The organism is Mucilaginibacter lappiensis, assembly GCF_050433765.1.
GTDB lineage: Bacteria > Bacteroidota > Bacteroidia > Sphingobacteriales > Sphingobacteriaceae > Mucilaginibacter > Mucilaginibacter lappiensis_A.
The window spans coordinates 1081276-1097257 of record NZ_JBNPWP010000002.1 but is presented as its reverse complement, the minus strand read 5'-3'; the positions used below and the strand labels follow the sequence as shown (position 1 = coordinate 1097257).

17 protein-coding genes are annotated in these 15982 nt (G+C 41.3%); 6 read left to right on the top strand and 11 right to left on the bottom strand.

Annotated elements, in window-relative coordinates:
• Window positions 1-25: 25 nt before the first annotated feature.
• Window positions 26-1009, bottom strand: coding sequence for a phytanoyl-CoA dioxygenase family protein (locus M2273_RS10245; RefSeq protein ID WP_429396281.1), 984 nt, complete (start codon window positions 1007-1009; stop codon window positions 26-28).
• 126 nt (window positions 1010-1135) lie between these two features.
• Between M2273_RS10245 and M2273_RS10240 the strand changes: the two genes are divergently transcribed.
• Window positions 1136-1996, top strand: a complete 861-nt coding sequence (locus M2273_RS10240) for a helix-turn-helix domain-containing protein (RefSeq protein ID WP_429396279.1) — start codon at window positions 1136-1138, stop codon at window positions 1994-1996.
• Between the two features lie 27 nt (window positions 1997-2023).
• Entirely contained in the window at window positions 2024-2488 is a 465-nt protein-coding gene (locus tag M2273_RS10235) for a hypothetical protein (RefSeq protein WP_429396277.1), read from the top strand.
• Between the two features lie 330 nt (window positions 2489-2818).
• Here the strand turns inward: M2273_RS10235 and M2273_RS10230 are convergent, their stop codons facing one another.
• From M2273_RS10230 to M2273_RS10205, 6 genes are all read right to left on the bottom strand, one after another.
• A complete protein-coding gene (locus tag M2273_RS10230) occupies window positions 2819-3346 on the bottom strand; it encodes an AAA family ATPase (protein ID WP_429396275.1) in 528 nt (175 codons plus the stop codon).
• Window positions 3347-3469: 123 nt separating this feature from the next.
• Window positions 3470-4069 (bottom strand): GIN domain-containing protein, encoded by a 600-nt coding sequence (locus tag M2273_RS10225; RefSeq protein WP_429396272.1) that lies wholly within the window; start codon window positions 4067-4069, stop codon window positions 3470-3472.
• A 303-nt stretch (window positions 4070-4372) separates the two neighbouring features.
• On the bottom strand, window positions 4373-6268 hold the full coding sequence (locus tag M2273_RS10220) for a RecQ family ATP-dependent DNA helicase (RefSeq protein WP_429396270.1): 1896 nt from the start codon (window positions 6266-6268) through the stop codon (window positions 4373-4375).
• A gap of 181 nt (window positions 6269-6449) precedes the next feature.
• On the bottom strand, window positions 6450-7736 hold the full coding sequence (locus M2273_RS10215; protein WP_429396267.1) for a citrate synthase: 1287 nt from the start codon (window positions 7734-7736) through the stop codon (window positions 6450-6452).
• A 197-nt stretch (window positions 7737-7933) separates the two neighbouring features.
• Window positions 7934-8461 carry a DUF3347 domain-containing protein gene (locus M2273_RS10210; RefSeq protein ID WP_429396265.1) on the bottom strand — a complete coding sequence of 176 codons (528 nt, stop codon included), beginning with the start codon at window positions 8459-8461 and terminating at the stop codon, window positions 7934-7936.
• Window positions 8462-8468: 7 nt separating this feature from the next.
• Window positions 8469-9716, bottom strand: a complete 1248-nt coding sequence (locus M2273_RS10205) for an ABC transporter permease (RefSeq protein ID WP_429396263.1) — start codon at window positions 9714-9716, stop codon at window positions 8469-8471.
• 248 nt (window positions 9717-9964) lie between these two features.
• Here M2273_RS10205 and queA point away from each other — a divergent pair, with 248 nt between their 5' ends.
• Window positions 9965-11014: a tRNA preQ1(34) S-adenosylmethionine ribosyltransferase-isomerase QueA gene (gene queA / locus M2273_RS10200; protein WP_429396260.1), complete on the top strand. Its 1050-nt coding sequence runs from the start codon at window positions 9965-9967 to the stop codon at window positions 11012-11014.
• 236 nt (window positions 11015-11250) lie between these two features.
• A complete protein-coding gene (locus M2273_RS10195; protein ID WP_429396257.1) occupies window positions 11251-11931 on the top strand; it encodes a 2-C-methyl-D-erythritol 4-phosphate cytidylyltransferase in 681 nt (226 codons plus the stop codon).
• 40 nt (window positions 11932-11971) lie between these two features.
• Here the strand turns inward: M2273_RS10195 and M2273_RS10190 are convergent, their stop codons facing one another.
• From M2273_RS10190 to M2273_RS10175, 4 genes are all read right to left on the bottom strand, one after another.
• On the bottom strand, window positions 11972-12118 hold the full coding sequence (locus tag M2273_RS10190) for a lmo0937 family membrane protein (RefSeq protein WP_429396254.1): 147 nt from the start codon (window positions 12116-12118) through the stop codon (window positions 11972-11974).
• Between the two features lie 36 nt (window positions 12119-12154).
• Window positions 12155-12304 carry a lmo0937 family membrane protein gene (locus M2273_RS10185; protein ID WP_110585189.1) on the bottom strand — a complete coding sequence of 50 codons (150 nt, stop codon included), beginning with the start codon at window positions 12302-12304 and terminating at the stop codon, window positions 12155-12157.
• A 104-nt stretch (window positions 12305-12408) separates the two neighbouring features.
• Window positions 12409-12630: a DUF2795 domain-containing protein gene (locus M2273_RS10180; RefSeq protein ID WP_002996718.1), complete on the bottom strand. Its 222-nt coding sequence runs from the start codon at window positions 12628-12630 to the stop codon at window positions 12409-12411.
• A 90-nt stretch (window positions 12631-12720) separates the two neighbouring features.
• Window positions 12721-13269 carry a cob(I)yrinic acid a,c-diamide adenosyltransferase gene (locus tag M2273_RS10175; protein WP_429396251.1) on the bottom strand — a complete coding sequence of 183 codons (549 nt, stop codon included), beginning with the start codon at window positions 13267-13269 and terminating at the stop codon, window positions 12721-12723.
• 241 nt (window positions 13270-13510) lie between these two features.
• Here M2273_RS10175 and M2273_RS10170 point away from each other — a divergent pair, with 241 nt between their 5' ends.
• Window positions 13511-14521 carry a chitinase gene (locus tag M2273_RS10170; protein ID WP_429396249.1) on the top strand — a complete coding sequence of 337 codons (1011 nt, stop codon included), beginning with the start codon at window positions 13511-13513 and terminating at the stop codon, window positions 14519-14521.
• Between the two features lie 14 nt (window positions 14522-14535).
• A complete protein-coding gene (locus M2273_RS10165) occupies window positions 14536-15585 on the top strand; it encodes a cyanophycinase (protein WP_429396246.1) in 1050 nt (349 codons plus the stop codon).
• Window positions 15586-15982: the final 397 nt, after the last annotated feature.

Here is a 15982-nt window from a genome sequence, read left to right as displayed (position 1 = left end):
TAGGCTATTGGTTAGGGTGAGACCACTACCACTTATCCAAACCCAGCAACTTCCTGCCCAATGGCGACAACTCTGCTACCTGGTTTTTCTTTTCCCTTTCCAGCGGGTCACCCGGGAAGGCGTAACCCTGCATGGCTTCCCTGCTTTGCCAGCTGTTAATGCGCCAGTTTCTCAGTTCTTCATTATCCTCCTGAGCAGGCATCATGGATATATATTGGGCAATACGCACCTTGTTGCCGCTTGTGTTTGGGCGGATACCATGCGGTTGCGTACTATTAAATATCAGTAAGTCGCCTGCCTCCAGTTTTACTTTTACAATTTCGAATCCTGTTGTATCAGGTTTATAATGGTCACGGTCGGCGGGTTGGGTAAGCTTCCAGGTATCGTAGGTACGGTAAAGTTCGGGTATACATTGAAAACCGCCCATGTTTTCGTCAGTCTGATCGGCCAGTGCCAATACGCCCTGCACGTTTTGCGGTTTAGTTTCAGGATCATAGTCCCAGTGTATAAAACCCTTGTATTCAAAGCCGGGCCGCAAAGGGAAGTTAAGGTTTGCACGGTCGATGTTGGCCCACAACTTTTCAGTACCCCAAATATCGGCGAATGCCTGATGTACTTTTGGATATTGCCGGTTATCCCACAAATACTGGTGATTATAAATTTCGACCATGCCTGTATTGTTCAGCTCCTTCATTTGCATTTGGGCATTGGGCTTTTTGTACCAGCTTTCTATATCGTTGGGGTTTTTATCCTCATATTGCCATAGGTAATCGGCAGTCTTTTGTGCCATTTCTTTAGGCACTGCGTTTTTTACAATCACATAGCCATTGGTGATCCAAAAGGCCCAGTCCTCTTCGCTCAAAACGCGCAAGGGTTCGCCATTACTGCGATCGTTAAGCTTAACCTGGCTTGATTTTGCAGCCGATGGATTTCCGGGAATATCTTTATGTGCCTCGTTTGGGCTCATGCCCGGGGCCATACCGGCCATTGTTTTAACTTCTGCTTCCATGATCTGTATTGGTTTAATAATTCAAAAGTACAGGGAAACAGAAACTGCCTTATCCATCACAATGACCAATATTTGCTCTACATTGACTTATTTATTAAGTTAATAGTGATTATATTTACAATACAGATGAATAAGATACAACTGGAGCGGGTTGATTTTGAACCGGGCAAATCATTTAAACTGTTTTCGCCCCGGTTACGGAACACTTTCCTGTGGCATTACCATCCTGAATATGAACTGGTATATGTGGAAGCCGATGCTGGTATCCGCCATGTAGGCACCCATATTTCGGGCTATACCCATAGCGACCTGGTATTTATTGGCAGTAACCTCCCCCACCTAAATTTTGATTACAGGTTAAGAAGCGACTACCACCAGATAGTAATACAGCTGCGTACAGATTTTTTAGGGGCTGCCATAAACCTGGCCCCGGAGCTTTCCCTTATCCATACCTTATTTAAAAGCGCCGCTTATGGCATTGCCTTTCACGGAGATACCAGGGCTTTGGTAGCGCAAAAATTAAAGCAGTTAAATAATCTTAACTCTTTTGACCAGCTACTGGAGCTTATCCATATTTTTCAGTTGTTAGCAGGTTCCAATGAATACACCATTTTGAATAAGGACGAAACCAGCAAGGACTTTATTTTGAAGGATAAGATAAGAATGGGTGCTATTTATGAATATATTGATGCACACTATGCCCAAAAACCCGATGTTAATATAGTAGCCGGAAAAGTAAACTTAACAACTCCGGCTTTTTGCAGGTACTTTAAAAGGCAAACCAACATCACCTTTACCGAATTTGTGAACCAATACCGTATTGAGCGCGCCAAAAACCTGCTGATGCAGGATAAAAATATTACAGAGACCTGTTATGCCGTGGGGTTTGAAAGCCTGAGCTATTTTAACAAGCTGTTCAACAAAATTGTGGGCGAAAACCCGTCTGATTTTAAAAAGAAATGGGTGGCACGGGCAAGTAATTTGTAACTTACCTAAGCTTAATTAATTATCACGATGAATAAATTAGATTTTGAAGATATCTTTTTTGATTCTTTTGATACGTTTAAAGTGTTTGACGATTTAAAATTGGATCAGGTTAATCAGACCATTTTAAACACACCCAAAACAGTATGGCAAATTTTAAATCATTTAATTATTTGGCAGCAAGATCAATTGAATATGCTCAATGGAAAAATTGATCTGTCGCACATTAATGAAACGGAAACGTGGGATATTGCCCATCCTGAAGAACAAAGAATAGTTGATAATGCAGTTTTAACTTTTAAAGATCAAATTAAAAGCATTAAAGAGATCATTGCTTCTTTATCCACCGACATGCCTGATATACAGGTAAAATTAAAGACTATTCAGGAGATCACAAATCACTTATCATTCCATGTTGGCGAAATAATACTGATCAGGCGGCAAATGAAAAACTTTCCCCTACCTGGCGAAATGAAAAAGTTTTTAACTGAATAGTTTTCTTCCCCGTTAGCAGATAAGCTTCGGGCGAAATCAGGCAGAACATGATGGCTTGTGTGATTGCAGGGGCATAGCAAATTTTTGCTGAAGTGAGGGGATTGAGCGAACGAAGTGGGGCAAAAATATTGCAGCCTGTGGTTCTGATTGATTTGAGGGCAGAGGCTTGTGCGGCAAAGAAGCCTCTCTGCTGACTTGATTTTTGGTTACTTTGTATCAAGACAAAGTAACAGCCTTAGCGGCAATTGAGCGCTCTACGACATGCACTATTCGCCCTGTATAGCATAGAGATTGCTTCGTCCCTCGCAATGACGCTTGAAGAGGTAAGGTTCAATCAGGTAAAATTATAATCTCACCTTCATTAACCGGTTCTTGAAATCCGGTATAGTATTGATCCAATATTTCTTCAGTGATAGGAAATGCAGCATTGGCATCAAACCTTGAGCTTCTGTTTTTTAGCCTGCTTTTGAGGGTTTTATAATCAACCTTTAAAAAAAGAATTATACACTCCACACCATAGCTTTCAATAAGCGCTTTATATTTTTCACGATTTGAATGTTTCCAGAAACTGTAATCAATTACCAAAGATTGTTGCTGCTTTAAATAAGTTATTAGCTCCTGCTCTAATTGATGCTCAGCTTCTTTTTGTAATTCCGGATATTGAGCAGGCTGGTAATCAATACCATACTTTCCGAATTGCGCCCAAATGCATTCATCAATCGAAAGTCTTATAAAACCTTTCTCAACCAGCTTATTAGCCAACGTTGTTTTTCCCGCTCCCGCTATGCCACACATTAAATAAACACGTGGTTTACTATTAAGATCTATTGCATTTAAAAACTGCCGGGCATTCATCATTATTTATTTTCGATTCTAATATAGGGATAGAATTTGTATCCAATAATATGCGGCAACATTACTTCACAACAAAAAAGCCACCCGGCTTCCAGGTGGCTTTGCATATATGATGGATTACTACGGTTATAAAAATGCATATTCAGAAATTTTAGCTTTTACTCCGTTTAATACTTCGGTTGAGTGATCGGCAACTAAGTCTGTTCTGTTTACACTTGATGCTACGCTGCGGTTTATGCTGTATTCGTTAACAGTACCGCTTAGGTTAGCACGGGTTTTATCGTTCATGGTAACACGGGCGCTGTAAGCATCCAGTTTTAAATTGGCAGAAGCATTGTTGTACAATTTCACATCAAGCTGAATGGTTGAAAGGTTACCGAATGAGCTTATTTCAGCGTTATCATAAGCAGTTATAGCATTAAGCTCTTTTGCTGTTACCCAAACTTCCAATTTTTCGGCCTTGTATGATGAAATACGTAACACACCGTTTTGTGATTGAACCAGCGCGCTTTCAGAATAGTATTGGTTGTAAACCTTTACCTGATCGGCCGGGCCGTTTGATACGTATAGTTTAACATTTCCATAAATTTCAATTTTGTTGATCCTGGTAATGTCAGTTAAAACGATGCCTTTATTGTTATTATTATTAACAGCGGCTTGTGTTTGATTTCCGATTCCAAATACTATAGATGCTACAGTAAAAATGGTGATTGCTAAAGTTTTCATGATATTAATATTTTGATTGTCAGTTGATTAATTGTTGTTATTTTAAATACACAGATATGACGATCTCAATTAAAAAACGTTACAGCAAAGTGCCCTGTAATAGTTGTACGCAGGGTTTTTGTCGGTAAGTGAGGGAATGTTGTCGGTGAATTTGGGGGCTTTTTTGTGTTGCGGGGCTCGAGGTTCGGGTTGCGTGGAGATGGGTTCGAACGGTACGGTGAAATAAAACTTACAACACGAACCTGATAACAGGAACCAGGCAACCCGAACCTCGCCCCCCGAAACACACTCCCCGAACCCTAATCAGGCCAGGTAATACTTCTCACCGTCGGTTTTAATTTTGCCGGCATCAAGCAACAGGCGGATAGTTTCCATCTTTTCTTTTTCGGCGCCAATGTTGATAGTGTTTATTAATGTGCCGATATCGGGGGTTGATATACTGAGCAGCTGAACTATCTCGTGGGTAATATTATCAAATATCTCGTCGGCGTTTTTTTGGCGTTTTTCTTCTATACAAACATCGCAAACGCCGCATTTACGGGCATTAGGTTCATCAAAATAAGCGAGCAACATTTGGCTGCGGCATTTTTTGTGGATGGCATAGGCAAAAACCGCTTCCATTTTTTTGCGGTAAGTTTCCTTACGCTCTTCCATGTAACGCTTGTTTATAAACAGCCGGTCGGCTTGCTGGCGCGATTTCAGGTAGGTAACCTGAGGCTGATCAGTTTGCTGCAGATAACTGATCAGGCCAAAACCTTGTAACTGCATCAGGCCATCAATCACCTGCTGAACGTTCAGATGAGTGCGTTTGGCCAGGTCATACTCCTTTAAGCGTACATAATTCTCGAACGAGCCACCATACGAGCGCAACAATGTTTTAATAAAAGGATCCCAGCCTGCATTTTGTATCTGGAAGTTATACAACACTTCGTTTACTACCTCAAACCTAAAACGCGATGGCAAAAACACACTCTCGTTGAACGACAGGTATTCGTCCTTTTCCAAAAACTTAAGGGCATTTAGTGTTTTTATGGCATCCAGCTTAAAGCGGCTGCAAAAATCGCCCAGGTCAAGGTTAAAGCTCAGGCCGTCTCCGGCGCCATAGGCCAACTGGTAGTAATTGGCTAAACAATGGTAAACATGCTTTATCTCATCAACCGACGGAAAATTGAGCAAAAACATTTTTTCCTGTTTAAGCCTGTCGGCATGGGTATACAATAAAATGGCGTATGCCTTTTGCTCATCGCGGCCTCCCCTGCCCCCCTCCTGGTAATAAGCTTCCAGGCTTTCGGGCATTTCCTTATGTATCACAAACCGCACATCGGGCTTATCAATCCCCATTCCAAAGGCATTAGTGGCCACCATGATCCGGGTGCGGTTATTTTTCCAGCTTTCCTGCTTCTCTGACCGTTGATCCATTGACAGGCCCGCGTGGTAATAATCGGCCTTGATCCCGTTATCATTATAATATTTTGCAATTTCGGCAGCATCCTTACGGCTGCGTACATACACAATACCGCTACCTTTAACACCATGGGCAATATCCAGCATCTTGCGGAACTTGTTTTCGGCATCCTGCACCACATAACTGATGTTACGTCGCTCAAAACTCTGCTGATAGATAACCTGGTCCTTAAACAGTAATTTTTGCTGAATATCCTCTTTAACCTCGGCTGTGGCTGTGGCCGTAAGAGCCAGCACAGGCACCTCAGGGTGTAGTTCGCGCAGATCCGCAATATGCAGGTATGGCGGCCTGAAATCATATCCCCATTGCGATATACAGTGCGCCTCGTCAACAGCTATCAGGTTTACCTTCATGTATTTGATACGCTCGCGCACCAGCTCAGACAGTAAACGCTCGGGCGACAGGTATAAAAATTTGACTGAGCCATAGATACAGTTATCAAGCGCCAGGTCAATCTCCCGCAATCCCATACCCGATACGATGGCTACCGCGTTGATACCCTTTGCCTTTAAATTTTCAACCTGATCCTTCATCAGGGCAATAAGCGGCGATATCACCACGCATAACCCCTCTTTAGCCAAAGCGGGTACCTGGAAACATACAGATTTGCCGCCACCGGTAGGCAGCAGCGCCAGCGTATCATGACCCAATAAAACAGACTTAATGATCTCGGCCTGCATGGGCCGAAAGCTATCGTGCTTCCAATACTGTTTTAATATTTCCTCTATGGTCATGTACGTGCTGCAGGCTCAAATATAAACGATAAAGGCGAAAGCTTAAATAACGAACACCGAATGTTGAATTTTGAATAATGAAGTAAGTTAAAGGATAAAAAAAATAGCGGTGATTTTTCACCGCTATTTTTTTTATTTTCTGACTATGGACTATTGACCAAAGACTATGGACTTAAAACAACTATCTGTTTTTTATATCAACGTATTCCTTATCGGTAGCGCCGGTATATATCTGGCGTGGACGGCCTATAGGTTCTTTATTCTCTTTCATTTCTTTCCACTGTGCTATCCAGCCCGGTAAACGGCCCAGGGCAAACAGTACAGTGAACATATCAGTTGGGAAACCCAAAGCGCGGTAAATAATACCTGAGTAAAAATCAACGTTAGGGTACAGCTTGCGCTCTACAAAGTAAGGATCTTTTAAAGCCACTTCTTCCAACTTTTTGGCTATCTCCAGTACTTCATCATTAATGCCTAACTTCTCTAATATATCGTCGCAGGCTTTTTTAATGATCTTGGCCCTTGGGTCAAAGTTTTTATATACACGGTGGCCAAATCCCATTAAGCGGAAAGGGTCGTTTTTATCTTTTGCCTTGGCTATCCATTTGTCGGTATCGCCGCCGTCGTTCTTAATCTTCTCCAGCATTTCAATCACTGCCTGGTTTGCACCGCCGTGCAGCGGGCCCCACAATGCCGAAATACCAGCTGATACCGAAGCATAGATATTTGATTCGGACGAGCCAACGATACGCACGGTTGAAGTAGAGCAGTTTTGCTCATGGTCTGCATGTAATATCAGCAGCTTGTTCATGGCGCTCACCACAACCGGGTCGATCACGATATCTTCGGTACGCTGACCAAAAGTCATATGCATAAAGTTGGTAACGTAATCGTATTTATTTTTTGGATAGATAACCGGATGGCCCAATGATTTTTTATAGATCCATGATACCACGGTAGCCATTTTTGCCAGCATTTTAATAATGCTCAGGTTAAGCTCGTCGGTAGTTTGGTTGGGTTTTAATGATTCGGGGTAAAATGCAGATAAGGCCGATACCAATGATGATAACTGACCCATAGGATGCGATTTTGACGGAAAGCCATCAAAAAACTTCTTCATATCCTCATGTACCAGCGTATGGCGGCTTAACTCATACTGAAACGAAGTCAACTGATCGGTAGTTGGCAATTCGCCGTAGATCAGCAGGTAAGCAACCTCAATAAAGCTCGAGTTTTCGGCCAGTTGCTCAATCGGATAACCGCGATACTTCAGTATTCCTTTTTCGCCATCTAAAAAAGTAATAGCGCTTTTTGTAGCTCCTGTATTTTTATAACCTACATCCAGCGTTACATAACCGCTCAGGTCCCGGAGTTTTGAAATATCAATAGCCTTTTCACCTTCTGTGCCCTCTATTACCGGGAGGTCAAATGTTTTATCACCAATTTTTAGTTGTGCTGTTTCCGACATAGACATATTTGTATCTGCAACAAATGTAATTAAATCTGCGTAGTAATAACCGCTAAGATCATTTACTGTTTGTAAAAATTTACGTGCAAATCTATTAAATTAACCCAGTTTTGTTAAGTACCGGGCATCATTTATTATAAAAAAATATTAGTGATAAACATAGCAAACTGCAAGTGCAGACAAGAGGTATGGCCCTATCAGTTTATCTGTTCTTTAACCTGACCGCACTCCTTCATATGTTCAGGAAAGTAGGGATTTTTAATAGCTTTATTTACTGATAACCAATAACCGCCCTTACCATTATCGGCCATGGGGCAGTAATCAACATAAATAGTGGCGGCTTTAAATTTGGCACCTTTTACAAGGCCGATGATATCCTTACTCAATATTAAAAAGGTATTGCGCTGAGCGTCAATATCATTTGATATTGTTATTTGATGCGCGAGGGTGGCGGTTTCGGTACAACCTTTAATGCCGGCCAGCTTATTCTCTAACAAAGCAGCCGTACTTTTAATACCCGTAACGTTCGATTTTAAAAACTCGTTCTTTAAATTTATATAAGTATTAAACACATCGGCAGTGTTGGCGGTATCCACCACGCGGGCTACAATGGTCTTACCGCTATCGGTTTTTGTTTCTGCGTCTTGTGCCGGTTTCGCAGCTTGTTTACATGCGGTTACGGCAATGATCAGGCTAAAAAGAACTACATTGTTGATGATTTTCATATAGACATTAATTTGTACGTATAGCCTCAACCGGATCAAGCCGTGAAGCAAAATACGCCGGAATAATGCCCGAAATTACACCTATTGTAAGAGAAGTACCAATACCGAGTATAATATTTTTTAAATCAAGTACTACCTGCACATCAAAAACAGCTTTAACACCAAAGGTTAAAAAGTAAACCAGCAAAAGGCCTATTAACCCGCCCAATAAACAAAGCACAATAGATTCAATTAAAAATTGTAACAATATAAAATAGTTTTTAGCGCCCAATGATTTTTGGATACCTATAATATTGGTACGTTCCTTTACCGATACAAACATGATGTTGGCAATACCAAACCCACCTACCAGGATAGAGAAACCGCCAATAATGGCACCGGCAATATTAATTACACCAAACAAGCTATCCAGCGCATTGGTAAGCATAGTGGTTCTGTTCAGCGAAAAATTATCTTCCTGTCCGGGTCTTAAACTCCTGATGGAGCGCATCAATCCCTGCAATTCACTTTCCACATCATCAACCGGGATACCCGCTTTTCCCCTTACAATTATTGATGGCCTGTATTTTTCATTTTGCACATCAATCAGGTTATGGGCAAAGTTAAGCGGTAATAAAACTTCCTTATCGGTTGATATGCCCAGCATATCCTTACCTTGTTTTGAAAAAACACCAACTACAGTAACATAACGACCCATTACTTTAATCTGCTTACCAATGGCATCACCACCCGGAAACAGGTTTTCTGCAATATCATAACCTATATTAGTTACAGGCGCTCCTGTTTTTGATTCCATTTCGGTAAAGTATCTGCCGCTTGCAAAATCAAAGTTCCAGGTTTTATCATGATCTTTTGATGATGCATCTATCTGTGCCCCATCAACCGTGTTGCTTTTATATTTAATAGTGCGGTTATCAATTGATATTTCGTACGAAAGCGCTTCGGCCGTTTGGCTGCGGCGCGTAAGCTCATTAAAGTCCCTCAGCTTTGATACTGGCCTTTGCAGGTATTTCCACCACGGAAAATCGTTGCTACCCACCCAGGGCCATTTTTCAATATATACGCTGTTATTTCCCAGTTTATTTACGCTGTTCTGTAAGTTGTTTCGGAGTGTATCAACAGCCGAAAAAACAGCTATGATAGTGAATATGCCAATAGTTACCCCAAGCAATGAAAGCATGGTTCGCAATTTGTTTTGCCTTAATGCATCATAAGCAAACAGAAAGCTTTCTCTGAAAAGTTTTAAAAATAGCATACAACTTATTTTGATCTCAATGGTTAATCATTCTATTGCACAGATTTACAGCCTATAGCAACAATGATCATTTATTAAATTGAACCGGTATTGAATATTATATTTTTTAGACGATATTACAGGTGTTAAGTTACATTATTTTTTGATTTAACTTAACAATACCATAAATGAATCATTGCATAAAAAAATCCGTGAAAATAACAAAAAAAATCAATACATTTGCGCCCTGAAAATTCATATATACAAGCATGAAATTATCTCAATTCAAATTCAATTTACCAGAGTCATTAGTAGCACACAATCCATCAGCAAGCCGCGACGAAGCACGCTTAATGGTTTTACATAAGGACTCAGGCAAAATTGAGCATAAAATATTTAAAGATGTGCTGGATTATTTTGACGATCAAGATGTTATGATCCTGAACAATACCAAAGTATTCCCAGCGCGTTTATATGGAAATAAAGAGAAAACAGGCGCCACCATCGAGGTGTTTTTATTGCGCGAGTTAAATAAAGAACTTCGTTTATGGGATGTACTGGTTGATCCGGCCCGTAAAATACGTGTAGGTAACAAATTATACTTTGGCGATGACGACCTTTTAATTGCCGAAGTGGTTGATAACACTACCTCACGCGGTCGTACCATACGTTTTTTGTTTGATGGTACCGAAGAAGAGTTCCGCAGAAATGTGGAGATCCTGGGCGAAACACCACTGCCTAAATACATTAAACGCAAGGCTACTGCCGAAGACAAAGAACGTTACCAAACTATTTTTGCCAAGCACGAAGGCGCGGTTGCCGCACCTACTGCCGGCTTACACTTTAGCCGCGAACTAATGAAACGCCTTGAACTTAAGGGTGTTGAGTTTGCCGAAGTTACGCTGCACGTTGGTTTAGGAACTTTCCGCCCGGTTGAGGTTGAAGACCTGACCAAGCATAAAATGGATTCTGAGCAATTTATCATTGAGCAAAAACAAGCTGATATTGTAAACAGGGGCATTGAACGTAAAAAACGTATTTGCGCTGTTGGTACCACTTCTATGCGTGCCATTGAATCGGCTGTATCAGCAGGTAAAACGCTTAAAGCAGCTAACGACTGGACCAGCAAATTCATTTTCCCTCCGTATGATTTTAGCATCGCTAACACCATGATCACCAATTTCCACACACCAGAATCAACGCTGTTGATGATGGTATGCGCCTTTGGGGGTTACGAAAATGTAATGAATGCTTACGAAGTTGCAGTAAAAGAAAAATACCGTTTTTACAGTTATGGCGATGCCATGCTGATCATATAATTTGGATATGAGATATTAGATTTGAGATATGAGACTTTTCTTGTATCTCATTTTTTTTGCTTTAGATTTGGTATTTGAATAAAATATTTGTCATCCTGAACTTGGTTCAGGATCTCTCAGGACGGTTAACCAGTTTATATAGAACTTTGTCCGTGGGATGCCGAAACAAGTTCGGCATGACCTGTTAAATCGAATCAAACTATGACTCATCACTCAAAACCCAAAACTTATAACTCGTGAAATACTACGCCATTATAGTAGCGGGCGGCTCAGGCACCAGGATGCAGACAACTGTTCCCAAACAGTTTTTGCTGCTTAATGGTCTGCCGGTTTTAATGCATACCATCCGGGCTTTTGAGCAATCATGTGTAACGCCCGATATTATATTGGTATTGCCAACCGGCTATCATGCTTACTGGCAGCAGCTTTGCAATGTGCATCAATTTACCACCCCTCACCTTTTGGTAGCTGGCGGCGAAACTCGCTTTCACTCGGTAAAAAACGGGCTTGATCAAATAATTAATGATGATGTCCTGATCGCTGTTCATGATGCGGTGCGTCCGCTCACCAGCAGGCATATCATCGAAACTTCATACCGACATGCCGAAAAATATGGAAATGCCGTTACAGCCGTTAAAAGCCGCGATTCGATAAGGCAGCTGACGAACGGCAGATCAGTAAGTTTGTTAAGGGATGAGATCTACCTGATACAAACCCCCCAAACCTTTAGGGCCAATATGCTCAGGAAAGCTTATGAGCAGCCATACAGCGAAAAGTTTACGGATGATGCCAGTGTGGTTGAACAATACGGTGTTGAAATACAGCTTACCGAGGGCGACCATCAAAACATCAAGATAACTTTTCCCGAAGATATAGCCATTGCCGAACTGCTTTTAAGCAAAAAGCCATCGGTCTAAGACCAATGGCTTTAAATTTCCAATTCCTGGATCAGGGGTATTATGCCCTTCGGATAACACCTAAAAGTATAGCTATAATAGCTATGACTAATAAAACGTGAATAAGACTTCCGGCATGATTAAAGAAAAAGCCAAAGATCCATCCTATTACCAGGATAACCGCGATAATGTACAATAAACCTCTCATAATTTAGTGTGTTTAAGTTTAAATAGTCAAGATCAGTTAGGCTCTTCGGATTACTCCTAAAAGTACAGCTATAATAGCTATAACTAATAGTATGTGAATTAAGCCGCCACCAAAAGGGTGAATAAACGCTCCAAATAACCATCCTATAACCAGGATCACCGCGATAATGTACAATAAGCCTCTCATTTTGATATAATTTAAGTGATAAATGTTTTAAGCTTAATACTAAAATCATTCCAAAATGCAATGCCAATAAAAAAACCCTTCGTAAAAAGGGTTTTTAAATGTTGCTAATATTCGTCTTCGTTAAAAAAGAAATCGTCTTTAGTCGGGTAATCCGGCCATATTTCCTCAATATTTTCATAAGGTTCACCATCGTCTTCCAGTGCCTGCAGGTTTTCTATAACCTCAACAGGGGCTCCTGAACGAATAGCATAGTCAATTAATTCATCTTTTGTTGCGGGCCAGGGCGCATCTTCAAGGTGAGATGCCAGTTCAAGTGTCCAATACATGTTTCTCTATTTATATTATTTTCAGTAAATTAACTTTTTCGCAAAAGTATAATATTTTCAATTGGAATATCAATATTTTTTTTCACATTTTCAAATACGTGGTATCCATTGATTTTCAGGTATTTTATGCTCGTTTCCAATTTTACGTGCTAAAGTGAACAGGTAATCGCTCAACCTGTTCAGATAAATATTCACTTTTTCGTCAACCGTGCTTTCTTCTGCAAGGTGAACGGTTATTCTTTCGGCTCTGCGGCAAATACATCTTGCAATATGGCAAAACGAAATGGTATTATTTCCGCCCGGCAAAATAAAATGACGTAATTCAGGCAATTTTTCATTCATCGCATCCATTTCCTGCTCCAGCAGTTCCACATCGGCCATGTGCAGGTCTGGTATCACCATTTTTGATCTTTCCGGATCAGATGCCAATGAGGAGCCAATAGTAAACAACCTGTCCTGTATCTGCTTCAATATTTCCTTATCGTGCCCGGCAATGTCCTGATCACGGATCAGGCCAATATAGGAATTAAGCTCATCAACAGTACCATAGCTTTCAATGCGTAAATGATGTTTGGCAACACGGGTACCTCCTATTAATGATGTAAACCCCTTATCTCCTGTTTTAGTATATATTTTCATGCTTAATTTAATAATAAACCCGAACAATTTGATGACTTAAACATAGCAGTATTGATTATCAGTCAATTAAAATCACATTTCAACGTTTCATTTGTTCCAATGTTCGGTATGTTCCAAATCTATCAGGTTAAATTTTGATTTACGGCCTCTTTTAGTATAATTTTTGCTAATGAAGTGTAATTTTAAAATGTTAGCTTAAACTTGCATTTATAATATTGTGAAACTTGTTATTAATAAAATCATGAAATCCATCATATTATCATCTAAGTTAATCATTGTACTTTTTTCGGCGCTTGCAATTTCGGCCATTAGCTGCGGCAACAGCAACAGTTCAAAACAAGCGGCTAAAGAAGTAGCTGCACCACCAAAGGTCGTTTCTATATCAAGCCTGTTAAGCGAGCAACAATTTAATGATCTTTTTCCGCAACGCGATAAATTTTATACTTATGCCGCTTTTATAAAAGCAGCTGATGAATTGGGCCAGGTAAAAATTAAGGTAACCAGGCGCGGCCTGTCGGTTTACCAGTATATCCGCACTGATAAAAAAACGGGCAAATCGGCAACGGTACGTCAGGACGTTGACTGGAACGAAGAATGGGCCAAAAAGAAACCAGATAGTACTTTTACGGTTGATTATGGCAACTTTTGCACCCAGTTTGATCCTACCCTTAATAAAAAGGAATTAGCCGCTTTTTTTGCGCATATAGCCCACGAAACCCGTCATGGCGTAAATGCTACGTATACCGATGGCCTGATGCTCATACATGAAAGTAATACTTCCCTGAGCTATATTGCCGAAAGCGACGAATACCCTCCCGTTGCCGGTAAAAAATATTACGGCCGCGGCCCTATGCAGTTAAGCTATAACGGGAACTATGGCCTGGCCTCCAACTGTATCTTCGGCGATCCTAAAATACTCCTGAATAACCCCGACCTGGTTGAAACCGACCCAGTTGTAGCCTTTAAAGCTGCCATATATTTTTGGATGACCCCCGAAACGCACAAACCATCGGCACATGATGTAATGACCGGTAAATGGCAACCCAACACTGTTGATAACACCAAAGGCCGCACACCAGGCTTCGGCATGACCATAAATATTATAAACGGCGAGGTGGAATGTAATAAAGGCGATAACATGTACAGCATGAATGACCGTATTGGCTTTTACCAGTTCTTTTTAAAGAAATTGGGTATTACCGATGCCAACTGCGCCTGCTCATGCGGTAAAATGGAACCTTATAAGTATTAAGCGTATATTTATACATGCGCTATTTTCTTTTAATAACCCTCTTGTTAGGTTTTAGCCTTACCTCGTGGGCATACTATGCGCCCGATACTGTAAAAAAAGACAAGCGTATCCCCAGTCGACCGGCTTCTATAGGTATTATTGGTGATACGGCCAATGTTAACACCCCGGTTAAGGCCGGTATGGCGTTGATTGGTGGCGGCAGGGATGTTGATACAGCCTTTAGATGGCTGATAGATCGAAGCGGCGGAGGCGATGTGGTGATCATCCGTGCATCGGGCAAAGATGGTTACAATGCCTATATTAACCAGTTGGGCAAGGTAAACTCCGTAGAAACGCTCAAAATTGATTCGAGGGAACTGGCTGATAACGATACGGTAGCCTACATTATCCGTAATGCCGAATTGCTTTTTATTGCCGGCGGCGACCAATCAAACTACATGAAATTTTGGCGGGGCACCAAAACTATGGACGCTATTAACTACCTCCTTAACGTTAAACATGCCCCGATTGGCGGCACAAGCGCCGGTTGCGCCATCATGAGCGGCTTTTATTACAGCGGCGAAGATGCCAGTGTTACCAGCGAACAAGCCCTGACCAATCCTTACAACAGTTTGGTTAAGGTTTATAATAATGATTTTTTACATGCCCCTTTCCTTAAACACGTTATTACCGACCAGCATTATATAACCCGCGACAGGCAGGGCCGCCATGTAGCATTTTTAAGCCGTATTATTAAAGACTGGAACATATTTGCCCGTGGCATTGCGGCCGATGAGCATACCGCCGTTTGTGTTGACGAAACTGGCCATGCCACAGTTATGGGCAACAGCAGAGCCTACTTTTTAATAACCGACAGCACAAAAAACCCTGAAGTATGCGAGCCCGGCAAACCATTAGTATGGGATAAAAACCACCAGGCTATTAAAGTTTATGAAATACATGGATCTGCCACCGGAAACGGCAGTTTTGATGTAGCCGGCTTTAACCAAAGCCAGGCATCGGGTGGTAAATGGTTTTGGTGGTGGGTTGACGCGGGTAAGTTGAAGCGGCAGGAGATAAAGTAGTGGTTTGCCCTAATATGATGGTTTACTCTAATATGATGTCATTGCGTAGCGTGGCAATATCTTTCATCACCTTCTCATCCTGAGGAACGAAGGACCTATTCGGCGATTAAATTTTTCGCTATGCTCAAGAGATAGTTCTTCGCTATGCTACTCATGACGTGTTTGTTCCAATAAACAGGACACCCCATCGGGGTATCGTGTTTATAGTGTAACAATATCAAAATATTAGCTCCATGGGAGCTTCCTGCTCAAGTGTCAATAACCTTATAGGAAGCTCCTATGGAGCTGGTAAATTTACTTCAATAACTACTATAAACACGATGCCCCGATGGGGCGTGGATAACCATGTCATTCTTCCCTTCAGAGTCCCCGGATTTTATCCTCAGAATGAAAAGTT